The sequence below is a fragment of the Sporosarcina sp. E16_8 genome (assembly GCF_017347095.1).
GTDB lineage: Bacteria > Bacillota > Bacilli > Bacillales_A > Planococcaceae > Sporosarcina.
The window spans coordinates 251678-264941 of record NZ_JADPRZ010000001.1; the positions used below are offsets into that span (position 1 = coordinate 251678).

General features: G+C 42.1%; 15 protein-coding genes. 4 read left to right on the top strand and 11 right to left on the bottom strand.

The window, feature by feature from the left end; genetic code table 11:
- Positions 1 to 8: 8 nt before the first annotated feature.
- Positions 9 to 1172, bottom strand: a complete 1164-nt coding sequence (locus I2484_RS01200) for an FtsW/RodA/SpoVE family cell cycle protein (protein WP_207149186.1) — start codon at positions 1170 to 1172, stop codon at positions 9 to 11.
- Between the two features lie 62 nt (positions 1173 to 1234).
- The gene (locus I2484_RS01205) at positions 1235 to 1516 is read right to left on the bottom strand and encodes an Fpa/YlaN family protein (RefSeq protein WP_207149187.1); all 282 of its coding nucleotides are present in this window, start codon (positions 1514 to 1516) and stop codon (positions 1235 to 1237) included.
- Between the two features lie 185 nt (positions 1517 to 1701).
- On the opposite strand from I2484_RS01205, the gene I2484_RS01210 reads away from it, so the two are divergent.
- Complete coding sequence (locus tag I2484_RS01210) at positions 1702 to 2202, top strand: molybdopterin-binding protein (protein WP_207149188.1); 501 nt, start codon at positions 1702 to 1704, stop codon at positions 2200 to 2202.
- 13 nt (positions 2203 to 2215) lie between these two features.
- Complete coding sequence (locus I2484_RS01215) at positions 2216 to 2419, top strand: YlaI family protein (RefSeq protein WP_207149189.1); 204 nt, start codon at positions 2216 to 2218, stop codon at positions 2417 to 2419.
- 595 nt (positions 2420 to 3014) lie between these two features.
- Here the strand turns inward: I2484_RS01215 and I2484_RS01220 are convergent.
- Both I2484_RS01220 and typA read right to left on the bottom strand, forming a co-directional pair.
- Positions 3015 to 3362, bottom strand: a complete 348-nt coding sequence (locus tag I2484_RS01220) for a YlaH-like family protein (protein ID WP_255550874.1) — start codon at positions 3360 to 3362, stop codon at positions 3015 to 3017.
- Between the two features lie 275 nt (positions 3363 to 3637).
- Positions 3638 to 5467, bottom strand: coding sequence for a translational GTPase TypA (typA, locus tag I2484_RS01225; protein ID WP_207149190.1), 1830 nt, complete (start codon positions 5465 to 5467; stop codon positions 3638 to 3640).
- Between the two features lie 99 nt (positions 5468 to 5566).
- Here typA and I2484_RS01230 point away from each other — a divergent pair, with 99 nt between their 5' ends.
- Positions 5567 to 5752, top strand: a complete 186-nt coding sequence (locus I2484_RS01230; RefSeq protein WP_207149191.1) for a YlaF family protein — start codon at positions 5567 to 5569, stop codon at positions 5750 to 5752.
- A gap of 66 nt (positions 5753 to 5818) precedes the next feature.
- Here the strand turns inward: I2484_RS01230 and I2484_RS01235 are convergent, their stop codons facing one another.
- Positions 5819 to 6613: an inositol monophosphatase family protein gene (locus tag I2484_RS01235; RefSeq protein ID WP_207149192.1), complete on the bottom strand. Its 795-nt coding sequence runs from the start codon at positions 6611 to 6613 to the stop codon at positions 5819 to 5821.
- 119 nt (positions 6614 to 6732) lie between these two features.
- The gene (locus I2484_RS01240) at positions 6733 to 6930 is read right to left on the bottom strand and encodes a hypothetical protein (protein WP_067211583.1); all 198 of its coding nucleotides are present in this window, start codon (positions 6928 to 6930) and stop codon (positions 6733 to 6735) included.
- 159 nt (positions 6931 to 7089) lie between these two features.
- Between I2484_RS01240 and I2484_RS01245 the strand changes: the two genes are divergently transcribed.
- On the top strand, positions 7090 to 7734 hold the full coding sequence (locus I2484_RS01245; RefSeq protein WP_481886362.1) for a YktB family protein: 645 nt from the start codon (positions 7090 to 7092) through the stop codon (positions 7732 to 7734).
- A gap of 301 nt (positions 7735 to 8035) precedes the next feature.
- Here I2484_RS01245 and I2484_RS01250 read toward each other — a convergent pair whose 3' ends face one another.
- From I2484_RS01250 to I2484_RS01270, 5 genes are all read right to left on the bottom strand, one after another.
- Positions 8036 to 8317, bottom strand: coding sequence for a UPF0223 family protein (locus tag I2484_RS01250; RefSeq protein WP_207149194.1), 282 nt, complete (start codon positions 8315 to 8317; stop codon positions 8036 to 8038).
- A 24-nt stretch (positions 8318 to 8341) separates the two neighbouring features.
- Complete coding sequence (locus tag I2484_RS01255; protein ID WP_207149195.1) at positions 8342 to 9298, bottom strand: NAD(P)H-dependent flavin oxidoreductase; 957 nt, start codon at positions 9296 to 9298, stop codon at positions 8342 to 8344.
- 187 nt (positions 9299 to 9485) lie between these two features.
- Positions 9486 to 10898, bottom strand: coding sequence for a dihydrolipoyl dehydrogenase (gene lpdA, locus I2484_RS01260; RefSeq protein ID WP_207149196.1), 1413 nt, complete (start codon positions 10896 to 10898; stop codon positions 9486 to 9488).
- Between the two features lie 4 nt (positions 10899 to 10902).
- Positions 10903 to 12252 carry a 2-oxo acid dehydrogenase subunit E2 gene (locus I2484_RS01265; protein ID WP_207149197.1) on the bottom strand — a complete coding sequence of 450 codons (1350 nt, stop codon included), beginning with the start codon at positions 12250 to 12252 and terminating at the stop codon, positions 10903 to 10905.
- 31 nt (positions 12253 to 12283) lie between these two features.
- The gene (locus I2484_RS01270; protein WP_207149198.1) at positions 12284 to 13261 is read right to left on the bottom strand and encodes an alpha-ketoacid dehydrogenase subunit beta; all 978 of its coding nucleotides are present in this window, start codon (positions 13259 to 13261) and stop codon (positions 12284 to 12286) included.
- Between the last annotated feature and the right edge of the window lie 3 nt (positions 13262 to 13264).

Consider the following 13264-nt stretch of genomic DNA (forward strand, 5'->3'; position numbering starts at 1 on the left):
TTCCTTTTCTAATTGTTTTTTTCATATTTTACGAACATTGAGACATTCGTTAATATTCCTAAAGCTAAAGATAACAGAATAACGGATGTACCGCCATAGCTAATAAACGGCAAAGTAACCCCTGTAAGCGGTAACAACCCTGTTAGGCCGCCCAAATTAACGAATGTTTGAATTCCTATCATACTGCCAATTCCTGCAGCAAGCATGCGCGCATGGGGATCTTTTGCCTGAAGCGCAATAGATAAAGCCCTCAAAACGATAAAACCAAGTCCACCGATTACGATAATAGCACCGATAAGGCCTAATTCTTCCGAAATTACCGCCATAATTACATCCGTTTGTGGTTCCGGCAAATAGCCCCTTTTTTGAATAGAATTCCCGAGCCCTCGTCCTTGTAATCCTCCAGAACCAATGGCAATGTAGCCGTTCGCAATCTGATAGCCAGAACCTTGGATATAATCGAACGGATTCAAAAATGACAGTATACGACCTGCTCGACCTGGGGTCACAATCGTTTCCCATTTGAAATAAAGGATAAGAGCAGCAAAGACCAGTCCAACAGAAATTATTCCGCTAATTTTCATAAAGGTTCTTTTTTTAATACCACTTGCTGCAAGGACAGAAAGTGCAGTGATGATAATAATGAACGAACCTCCGATGTCTGTTTCGAGCATAATAGAACCGACTGCTATTACTAAAATGACAACGGGCGGTAATATTGATTGGTTAATATTGTCGATTGTACCAGACTCGTATTTTTTTGCAAAAACACCTGAAAAATAGACAATCAGGACCAATTTCGCAACTTCCGAAGGTTGTAGATTACCAAATGGCGTTTTTATCCAACTAGTCGCTCCGACATGATCACCTGCACCAATGAAATGAACAAGAAACAATAGAACAAACATGCCCAATACAGCAAAAATCATCAAATTTTTCCGTTTATAATTTTTGTACGGAAAAAAAGCCGCCAAAAAGAAAGCGGGAATGGCAAGTTTTAAATTTAACAACTGCTTTTGATAAAAAGCATCAGCCGGAAGATCATACCTACCTACCGCAACAACCATGCTTGAACTGTAAATCATGACCAGCCCGAACAGACAAAGTAACAGGTAGACAAAAAACAGTGGGAAATCAAAATAGCGTAATAGCTTTTTAGTATATGTTTTCATAGGGTTACCTCTTTTTCATTAAACAAAAAACTCAAACCATTATGTCAGTTTGAGTTTTCGGCTTATTTTCTCGTATATACTTCGTGCAACACTGTCATTTCTTTCTCAAGTAAAGAAAGAATTTCATTGCCTTTCGGACGATCAATCAAACCAAGCTTTACAGCAAAGTCAATTTCACGAGACAAGCCATACATTTGTGTATCCAGCACTTCTTCATAGAGTGGGCACTGCGGCATCGTCAAATGGTCCATCTGTACTTTTATAAGTTGACCAATCTTATCAGCATCGGCTTGAAGCTGTTTCAACGCCTTTTCCTGATATGTTTCCTGCAATTCTATATCCATGAGGACGCCCCCATCAAACTTTTATTTCTTAATGGCTATTATCAATAAATTGTATCTTTCAAAACAGGAAAAAGCAAGTGTTTTCCCTTTGACTTTGTGTGTCAGGAAGCAAAAGCTTTTCCTGAAGACATCAAAGCGTTATACTAGAATCAAAAGATAATTTAATTCAGTAGGGGGATATTCATTTGGAATCAATAATTCCGATTAAAGGAAATGTACGTCATATCATCACACTTGACCCGACCGTCTGGATTTTCGATGATCGTCGCGTTGATTTGAAAACGTACTTTACAGAAAGCCACATCGAAAAAGATGAACTAGAAGAATATAAAAGAGAAATGGGGAAACATTGGTCCCGTGAAATAATGGAAGGCGCAACATTCCCACCTACCCTGGAAACAGAAAAGAAGTTTGAAAAACGGAAAGTCCTTACCGGAACATACGGCATTCAATTAAGCCACTTTTTAAAAATCGCAGAGCCAGCCGAGGATGCACAAACATTAGCATTTGAAACATCAGACGGCGAAAGTCACTCATTCCCACTGACGAAAGTCGATGATATTATTTTCAAATTCAGCGACGAAGGTAAGCCGCTACTTGAGGGTGGGCCCGTTCACGTTATCTTCAAAGACGGTACGAACAATGATAATCCGATTCGCAACGTCATTGCGATCCGAGTTGACTGAAGGAGGATTTCCAATGCGTGTAAAATGTGTTATCTGTGACAACATCGGGCAACTCCCTGACGATTTACCACTAGCCAAAACACTTCGGAATCGCCCTATCCATACGTATATGTGTCAAGAATGCAATGATCGGATTGCAGAAAAAACGATTGCACGAATAGAGACTGGTAACTTTACTTTTTATCGTAGTTCACATTCCATCGAAAAAGAATTCTGAGTAAAGAGTAACGTGCGTGTAGCCTAGACATTGTTCCGCGTCTAAAAACGTATACTAGCTAACACTTCTGTTGATTAACCATTTTCTTGTAAAAGAGAATGGTGAGAAGAGGTTGACAGCTTTCATTTTCACTAGGACCATTTCCGGCTCACTTTCGGCTAACTATTCATGACAGATTTACTAAGGGGTCCTAGTGTGAATAGTTGCCCGTCGCGTTCCTGCAATGTTCAAGGGAAAAATACAGTTGTTTGGAAGAAATGAATAGATGACATTCCATAGATAGTGTAAGTGCCCGAAGATTCAATTTCGGGCACTTTTGCACGTTGTATAATGTGCTTCTTGCTTACTTTCAACAAAGAGTATGCATCTAATCACCTGGTGCCTAATAGAAGGTGGCACTTATTTAATATATAAAAGAAAATACTATAGCGAAAGTTTCAGCACTACGTATACTAATGCATTTGGAGCAGAGCGGATGAAGGACCACGATACGATTACCGAAAAGACTGTGTAGGGATTGATCAAGTTTTTTACTGGTTATTTTTAGTTAATCAACAGACGTGACTTTCTTATACTATCCAAAAAGAAGACTCCATCAAATGATGGAGTCTTCTTTCGTTTCTTTATACTCATTCATCCTGCGCACTCGGTAGATAATTAAAATAAGAGCCGCCACAATGAGAGCCTCCACAATCGGAAGGAAAAAGCCAAGAAACGTCAAAATTAGACAGCCGATAAACAGGAAGGCATAGATGAAAAAAGTCTGTAATGGCCTTAGTTTTCTAGCAAATCCCAGTTTATAAACAATTGCCGACATGAGGAAGACGAGGGCGAAAAGTACATAACCGGCAGCCGTATAGGAAGGCATCACTTCGTAAATAAAGCGTGCAATACCCGACATCTTTCCGAATACGAACTCTGTATCCCCAACACTAGCACTCATTCAACACATTCCCTTCTGTAAAGCTTTTCTAATTCGCCGGGATACTAAATGATCCATGGCGCTGTCAAAGGGTCCCAGAAAGCCGTGCCTGACCTGTCAGTCGACTAGATCTGCATGTGGTAAGACACTCGAGATGCTTTCTTTTTCTATAAAAGTCGAAATAAAGAATCCCGTTGAATTCGCTACGGCGCTAGGGAATGCCTACCACCTTCACTCAGTTTACTCTGGTATTCCGCTTTTCAACATCTATAAGAACACTTTTATTTAAGCAGTGATTATTTCTTTTTCTGAACACGTTCGCGTTCGTTTTTATCAAGTATCTTCTTGCGGAGCCTGATCGATACTGGCGTCACTTCGCAATACTCGTCATCATCCAGATATTGTAACGCTTCTTCAAGCGACATAATACGTGGTTTTTTAGTCGTGACTGTTTGGTCTTTAGAAGCTGAACGTACGTTTGTCGCTTGTTTAGCTTTTGTTAAGTTGATTGTCAAATCGCTTTCGCGCGTATTTTCACCAACAACCATTCCAGCATAGATTTCAGTTCCAGCACCAATGAACATAATACCGCGATCTTCTAGCTGCATTATGCTGTAAGGCGTAGCTGTACCGTTCTCCATTGAAACAAGGACACCGTTTCTGCGGCCGCCGACTTTACCTTTAGCCATAGGCTGGTAAGAATCAAACGTATGGTTCATAATTCCGTAACCTCTTGTCAATGTAAGGAATTCAGTTGAATAACCGATCAATCCACGTGCAGGTACATTGAATATTAGACGTACTTGTCCATTACCATTGTTGATCATATCAAGCATTTCGCCTTTACGCTCACCGATTGATTCGATAATAGAGCCTGTATGCTCTTCAGGAATATCAATTTGTAATCGTTCGATTGGCTCACAACGAATGCCATCAACGTCTTTTACGATTACTGTTGGTTTCGAAACTTGTAATTCAAATCCTTCACGACGCATGTTTTCAATTAGAATTGAAAGGTGAAGCTCACCGCGACCTGAAACAGTCCATGCATCAGGCGAATCAGTTGGATCTACACGAAGAGATACATCTGTTTGCAATTGTGATTGAAGGCGTTCGTCGATTTTTCTTGACGTTACCCATTTACCTTCTTTACCTGCAAACGGGCTATTGTTTACAAGGAATGTCATTTGTAGCGTAGGTTCGTCAATGAACAACTCCGGAAGTGCTTCCAGATGATCTGCTGGACAAATTGTTTCACTTACGTCAATGTTCTCCATTCCAGATACCGCAACAAGATCTCCCGAGAAAGCTTCTTGAATATCAACACGTTTCAATCCAAGGAATCCAGACATTTTCGTAACACGGTAGTTTTTCACAGTACCATCACGTTTTATAACGGCAACCGACTGTCCGACTCGCATCGTTCCACGGAAAATCCGTCCGATACCGATACGACCAACATAATCGCTGTAGTCAAGAAGTGATACTTGGAACTGTAAAGGCTCGTCGCGATTATCGACTGGAGCAGGGATATGTTCTAGAATCGCGTCATAAAGTACGCGCAACGTTTCTTCTTGTGTTGAAACGTCTGGTGATAGGCTTGCAGTACCGTTGAATCCTGATGCATAAATAACTGGGAATTCAAGTTGTTCGTCGTTCGCATCAAGTTCGATGAATAATTCAAGAACTTCATCAACTACTTCTTCAGGGCGTGCAAATTCACGGTCAATTTTATTAACGACAACGATTGGTTTCAAGTTCTGCTCAAGCGCTTTTTTCAGTACGAAACGCGTTTGTGGCATACACCCTTCGTATGAATCGACAACAAGAATTACACCATCTACCATTTTCAAGATACGTTCCACTTCTCCGCCGAAATCTGCGTGACCCGGTGTATCCAAAATGTTGATTTTTGTATCTTTATATTCAATTGCCGTATTCTTTGCAAGAATCGTAATTCCGCGTTCACGTTCAATTTCATTTGAGTCCATTGCACGATCATCTACCTGTTCGTTAGAACGGAAGATTCCCGATTGTTTTAAAAGTTGATCGACAAGCGTCGTTTTTCCGTGGTCGACGTGGGCGATAATAGCTATGTTACGTAAGTCATTTCTAAGTTTAGTCATGATTTCACTCCATTATTCTTTTTTCAGTTGATTAACTGTGTTATTATAGCACATGTATTGATAATTCGAAAACATTTAATTGTAGATGGAGGTATTTTTTTGAAAAACATCAAATGGATTTTCGTTTTTTACGCCATTGCCGCTGTTGCTTCAATGTGCGCAATCGGCGTTGCTGTCGGTATGAGCAGCCCTACAATTGGGATCGCAGCAATCGTTGCATTGATTCTAATTATGGGTAACGGATTTAAAACGAAAAAGAAATATAGAGAACAAGGACTTCTTTAATAAAACACTTTTCAATTGTGACGTTTCAGGCTAATCGGACTTTCCGGTGCCTGTAACGTCCTTTTTTTATTGTTTTAGGTGGATATAGTCTGTCACTATTTCTTGATGCAATCCAGGCCTCGCGACTATAAATGTATCCTGCCCAAGAAGGTGCGGGGAATCCCCTTTCATGTTTGTTGCGACAGCACCGACCTCCTGCGCTATAACAATGCCCCCAGCAACATCCCATGGCGACAGCCTCATAGACATATATGCATCCAGCCTGCCTGACGAGACATATGCCAGCTCGAGGGCTGCAGAACCATATGATCTTGTCCCTCTGCATTTTTTTATCAACTCAATAATTTTTTCGTTGTCAACGTAGCGATTCGGAGCCACCCAACTTGCATTAATACCAATAACGGCTTCAGCTAGTGGCGTAACCTCCAATTGCGGTAGCCGTTCATCATTGAAATAAGCCCCTTCATCTTTAGCAGCATGATAAAAATCATCGCGCATCACATCATAAATATAACCAAGCATACCGACGCCTTCTGCATATATTCCGAGTGAAATGGCAAAGTTCCGTTTTTGGTGGATGAAATTCATCGTACCGTCAATTGGGTCAAGCATCCAAACGATTCCATCAAGCGTCTGAACAATATCGCCAAATCCTTCTTCACCTAGAATCTTATGGTCAGGAAAATCTCTTTTAATCCTGCTGATGAAGAATTGCTCGATTTCTTTATCAATATTTGTCACAAGGTCATTAGCATTCGATTTTGTATCGATATCGATTTGATTGAAAAAAGACACACGGATTTTATGACCCGCTTCTTTAATCAACGACTTTGCATAACGATCGATAATTCCCCACTTCATAAAGCCACCCCTTCCAAAACAACCATCTATAGTACACTATATCGAAAAAGGCATCCCATTACACTATCCCTGTTTCCAAAGGATGTGTATGAATGCCTTTTCTGGTGCCCAAGTCAGAATCATGCGAAGCCATTTAGTATCTCCAGCTCACGGTGAATCTCCATAAGTCTATGCTTGCTTTTCATTTTCTGCTTTGCATCATCTTCTTGTACAGCATCGAATAGTGTTGCAAGTTCGTAATCGAGTTCTAGGTTAAGCAGCTTCACATACTCCTTCTCTACATCGGCTTTGCGAATTACATGGACGACTTGTTTCATAGTTGACACCCCTTTTTCAGCATATAGTCCAAATTTTCCGTTAGTTATAATTAAAATATGCTACGACCAGAGTTCGCTCTAGTTATAAGCCTTGTTATTAAAGATTGTTCCCCTATTTCTGTTATGATAAACGTGTAAATGTAATTGGGGGTAATGAATATGGTTGGTCGTTTTTGGGAAATAGATGATTTTAATGTATTTTCAATTGAAGGGCTAGAAAACCGAATGGAAGGATTGCAAAATCGAATCCAGCCCAAGTTCGGAACACTAGGTACGCACTTTGCGGATCGCCTTTCAGCACATGGGACTGATGAGTTTTTTCCACATGTCGCAAAACACGCAAGACGGACAGTAAATCCACCAAATGATAGTTGGGTCGCATTCGCGCCTGCAAAACGAGGATACAAAGCATTGCCTCACTTTCAGATTGGCTTATGGGGAACACATTTATTCATTATTTTAGCGGTAATTTATGAGAATCCAGATAAAAAAGGGATTGCCGAGCGACTAGATAGAAAACTGGATGTTATAACTTCCCTTCCTAGCGCTTATATCGTTTCTGGCGATCACATGAAACCTGAAGCTGCAACTATTGAACAGGCAGGAGACCATGGACTCGAACAACTTTTAGAACGGCTACAAACTGTCAAAAAAGCGGAGTTCCTAGTCGGTCGTCATTTGCCACGTGAAGACGCGGTTAAACTTTCTACTGCAGAATTCATGGCATTTGCAGAAGAGACTTTTGACCAACTGCTACCTGTTTATGATGTAGTCATTAATAAGAAAAGCGCAAGCACCTGGTAGACCCGAAAAGCGCTGGCCGACTAAATTCGCCACGTCCTGTGGCGAATTTAGTCGGCACTAGTACGTCCTGAACGTCGGAGGGCCTTAATATAAAGGCGCATTTCGCCTTTATATTATTGACTGAAGCGACAGAGGAAGGCAGCTTCAGATTGCGACATCCTGTCGCAACAAGTTCAATCCCTCTCCACTGCATGACCCACGTCGTGTGGGCCCACGGGTTAGGCGGTGGAGTCTAGACACTGCTCCAAGTGAAAAACGTATACTTAATTATCTTTCAAAAAAATAAAAGGAATGCTCCCGCTTAGCGCGAGGGCATTCCTTTTATTATTTCTTCGCCATTTGAATCTTTTGCCATTTGAACTACACGGTAACAGACGTAACCGCTCGCTTCCTCAAATTCCTTGCACAACGTTTTTTCTTCCGCCATGGAAGGGACCACTTTTTTAAATCCCTGATAGGTCTCCATCAGTTTTTCTCCTGCAATACCTGATTCATATGCCTTTTCAACTGCCTCGTAAAATGCCGCGACTGCAATAATTTCTGCGGTCGACCAGTCATGCCTAATTGGATAATTATAATCCATGCTAATTCTCTCCCTTTACTCTCTTTAGTTCCATCTTTTACGGATTGTTTTCGCTTCATTCACCATACGCTCAACTAATTCTGCAACGGATGGTACATCGTTGATAAGCCCAGCAACCTGACCAGCCCATCCAAAACCATTATCAGCATCTCCATCATGAATAAAACGGCGATTCGCTTCACCGCTGATTAAATCTTTCATCGCTTCATAATCAGCATTTTCGGCTTCCATGTCAATTATTTTCTTCGTCCAACTCCCCGTCAACGCTCGGGCAGATGCTCCTAGTTTTCTTTTAATGACAGTCGTATCGGTTTCACTACTTGCAAGAAGCAGATTTAAATAAGCTTGAGATGCATGGACACACTCTTTCGTCGCAATAAATCTTGTTCCCATCTCGATTCCCTCGGCGCCAAGTGCCTGAGCAGCCATCCAACCACGACCATCCCCGATGCCACCAGATGCAATAACTGGGATTGAAACAGCATCTACAACTTGCGGCACAAGCACCATCGTTCCGATATCGTCACGCCCAAGATGTCCCCCACCTTCTTGCCCAACTACCATTACTGCATCAGCTCCAAGTGATTCTGCTTTCTGTGCCTGTCTTTTAGCAGCAACTAGCACGAGCTTTTTAACGTTTGTATTTTCAAGTTGAGCAAAAAACTGCGCGGGATTTCCACCCGTTACCGACATTACTGTAACACCTTCTTCCAGTGCAACTTCCACCATATGGGCATATGGTCGTCCATGTTGTCCAATCGCAAAGTTCACGCCGAACGGTTTATCAGTCAGCACTTTCACTTTCTTTATCTCAGCGCGTAGCGCTTCTGGAGAATCCAAACTCATCGCAGTAATTTGCCCAAGTCCTCCAGCTTCCGAAACGGCAGCTGCCAGTTGTGCATAAGCCAAGTACGCGAGCCCGCCCTGGATGATTGGATAATTGATATCAAGCAGTTCCGTTACTTTTGTTTTCCATTCCATTTGAATCCCCCCCGTTAATGCATTGACTCTCTTCTTCATTCACATCTAGTAAACCTGCATAAAAAGGTAAAAGAAGTTGGGTCATGCTAATCCAGATACCAGTTTCATAGCCCGATTTAAACTAAAAAACCGTCGATGAGGATATCTTGCTGCCTCATCGACGGTTTTAATCTCGTACTCTAGATACTTATTTCGAAATCATATGAATTGGTTTACCCAAAGCAACTTCCGCCGCTTCCATTGAGATTTCACTCAATGTCGGGTGAGCATGAATTGTCATTGCGATATCTTCAAGTGTCATTCCCGCTTCAATAGCAAGAGCAAGTTCAGAGATCATATCTGATGCACTTTCACCCACGATTTGCCCTCCAAGCAGAAGTCCGTCTTCTTTACGGGATACAAGTTTGACGAAACCTTCTGGAGCATCAAGCGCAAGCGCACGTCCATTAGCTGCAAATGGGAATTTCCCTACTACCGTTTCATAACCTTCGTCTTTTGCTTGTTGCTCGCTCAAGCCAACAGCTGCAAGTTCAGGATCAGTGAAACAAACAGCAGGAATCGCCAAGTAATCAACTTCAGACTTCTCGCCTGAAATTGCTTCTGCTGCAATTTTAGCTTCATAAGAAGCTTTATGAGCAAGCTGAAGTCCTGGAACGATATCACCGATTGCATAGATATTTGGAATGCTTGTACGGCATTGTTTGTCTACTTCAATAAGACCGCGTTCAAGGAACTTGATGCCGATCTCTTCTAATCCGATTTCATCCGTATTCGGACGACGACCTACAGTAACAAGTACGTAATCAGCTTCGACTTTCTTCTCTTCTCCGCCTACTTCGTATGTGACCGTAACGCCAGTAGCTGTCTCTACAACGCCTTTTGCAGACGCTTTAACGACTACTTCAACGCCTTTTTTCTTCAAGCCTTTTTTAACGATTTGTGTCATTTGTTTTTCAAAGCCTGCAAGGATATCATTGCCGCCTTCAATAATCGTTACTTCTGATCCAAGATTCGCATATGAAGATCCTAGCTCAGTACCGATATAACCGCCACCAATAACAACAAGTTTACCCGGTAATTCTGTAAGAGCCAAAGCGCCTGTAGAATTAATAACGCGTTTTGTAAATTTGAACGTCGGGATTTCAATCGGACGTGAACCCGTTGCTATGATTGCATTTTTGAATTTATATGTTTGTGCAGAAGTTTCGTCCATCACACGTACTGTGTTGCTATCGACGAAATAAGCTTCACCTTGAACATAATCAACCTTGTTGCCTTTAAGAAGTCCTGCAACTCCACCAGTCAACTTGTTGACTACGCTATCTTTGAACGCTTGTGCTTTAGTGAAATCTAGTTTCACTTCTGTTGCTGTAATCCCCATTGAATCAGAATTTTTAGCATTGGCAAAACGATGTCCAACAGCAATTAGTGCTTTGGAAGGAATACATCCTACGTTCAAGCACACGCCACCAATATCTCCTTTTTCAACAACGATTACTTTTTGGCCCAATTGTGCCGCACGAATTGCTGCGACATATCCTCCTGGTCCAGAACCTACAACAAGTGTATCTACTTCGATTGGAAAGTCTCCTACTACCATTGTTTTACGCCTCCATTAATAAAAGTTCCGGATTTGCGAGCAATCTCTTAAGGTGATTCAACGCATGTTGTGCTGTCGCGCCATCGATCATCCGGTGATCGAATACCAATGACAATGCTAACATAGGTGCAGCTACAATTTCACCATTTTTAACAACTGGTTTTTCTGCAATGCGACCAATTCCTAGAATTGCAACCTCTGGATGATTAATGATTGGTGTAAACCATTGTCCTCCTGCAGACCCAATATTCGTGATTGAACAAGATGCACCTTTCATTTCAGCAGGTGATAATTTACCATCGCGTGCTTTTACTGCAAGGCTGTTGATTTCATCTGAAATAGCGAAAATCGATTTGCGGTCCGCATGCTTGATAACAGGGACAAGAAGTCCACGGTCAGTGTCTGCAGCGATACCAATATTGTAATAATGCTTCTGAACAATTTCTTGCGTAGCATCATCGAGTGAGCTGTTAAACGCTGGGAATTCACGCAATGTCGAAACGAGTGCTTTTACAACATATGGCAAATACGTAAGTTTGATATCTTTTTCTGCAGCAATGTCTTTGAACTTTTTGCGATGTGCAACAAGTTCTGTAACATCCACTTCGTCAAGCAACGTAACATGCGGAGCAGTATGCTTTGAATTGACCATCGCTTTCGCAATTGCTTTTCGGATTCCGGACATTTTTTCGCGTGTTTCCGGGAAGTCGCCTTCAAGATGAACTGGAGCCGGAGCAGAAGTTTCTTGTGCAACGCTCTCAGCTTGACCATCTTGTTCCACCGCTTCGGGAGCTACCGCTTGTGTTTGTCCACCATTCTTGAATGACTCGATATCTTCTTTCAAGACGCGGCCGTTTTTGCCTGATCCTGCAACTTGCTGGATTTCGACACCCTGCTCACGCGCAAATTTACGCACGGAAGGCATTGCAATAATTCGACGATTCGGATCGACGTCTGTTTGTGCTTGCACACTTCCAGATGCAGCAGCTACTGTTGCCACCGGTTCGTCCTTAGGCGCCTCTTCTTTTCCAATCGGTTGACCTGCTTCAGCTGTTGCTTGAACTTGTGCTTCAGTTTCAGCGTTGTCATCCTCTTCAGATCTCACATTTTCATAACCAGGTGCGTCGAAGCGAATTAATACATCCCCTACGACTGAAACTGTTCCTTCGGAAACGAGTATTTCTTCTACAGTACCCGTAACCGGTGATGGAATTTCCACAACTGCTTTATCGTTCTGGATTTCAAGAAGTATGTCATCTTCATTGATTTTATCGCCTTTAGCGACGAACCATTTTACGACTTCACCTTCATGGATTCCTTCTCCGATATCTGGTAAACGGAATTCAAATGCCACGCGATTCACCCTTTCTTAGTTCAGTCTTTATTTAGAACGTCAATACTTTTTTAGCTGTTTCCATAATAACTTTCGCATTCGGAAGCCAAGCGTTTTCACCTTGTGCAAATGGATAGATTGTATCCGGTGCAGTTACGCGAAGAACAGGTGCTTCAAGGCTTAGAATTGCACGCTCTGTAATTTCAGCTACGATATTTGCAGCGATTCCTGCTTGTTTCTGTGCTTCTTGTACAACGATTGCACGGTTTGTTTTCTCAACAGATGCAATGATTGTTTCGATATCCATCGGCTGAATTGTACGCAAGTCGATAACTTCAACTGAGTAGCCTTCTTTTTCAAGCTCTTCAGCCGCTTTCAAACTTTCATGAACCATTGCGCCATATGTGATAATTGAAAGATCTTTCCCTTCACGTTTCACATCTGCTTTTCCAAGTGGAATCGTGTACTCTTCTTCAGGAACTTCTTGTCTAAATGAACGGTACAGCTTCATATGTTCAAGGAAGATGACCGGATTATCATCGCGGATTGCAGATATTAAAAGCCCTTTTGCATCATAAGGAGTTGAAGGAATAACAACTTTCAAACCCGGCTGTGAAGCTACAAGACCTTCAAGGCTGTCAGCGTGCATCTCAGGTGTTGCTACGCCACCACCGAATGGTGAGCGAATTGTAACCGGCGCATTGAATCGACCTGCGCTACGGAAACTCATGCGTGCAAGTTGACCACTAACTGAGTCAATTACTTCATAAAGGAAACCAAAGAACTGGATTTCCATAACTGGACGGAAGCCAGTAAATGCCAATCCGATTGCTAGTCCACCAATACCGGATTCTGCAAGCGGTGTATCGAATACACGCACTTCCCCAAATTCTTTTTGTAGACCTTCAGTTGCACGGAAGACTCCACCGTTATTTCCAACGTCTTCACCGAAGACGAGGACGTTTTCATCATTTTTCAGCTCCGTACGTAGAGCATCAGTTATTGCTTGAATCATCGTCATTTGTGCCATCGG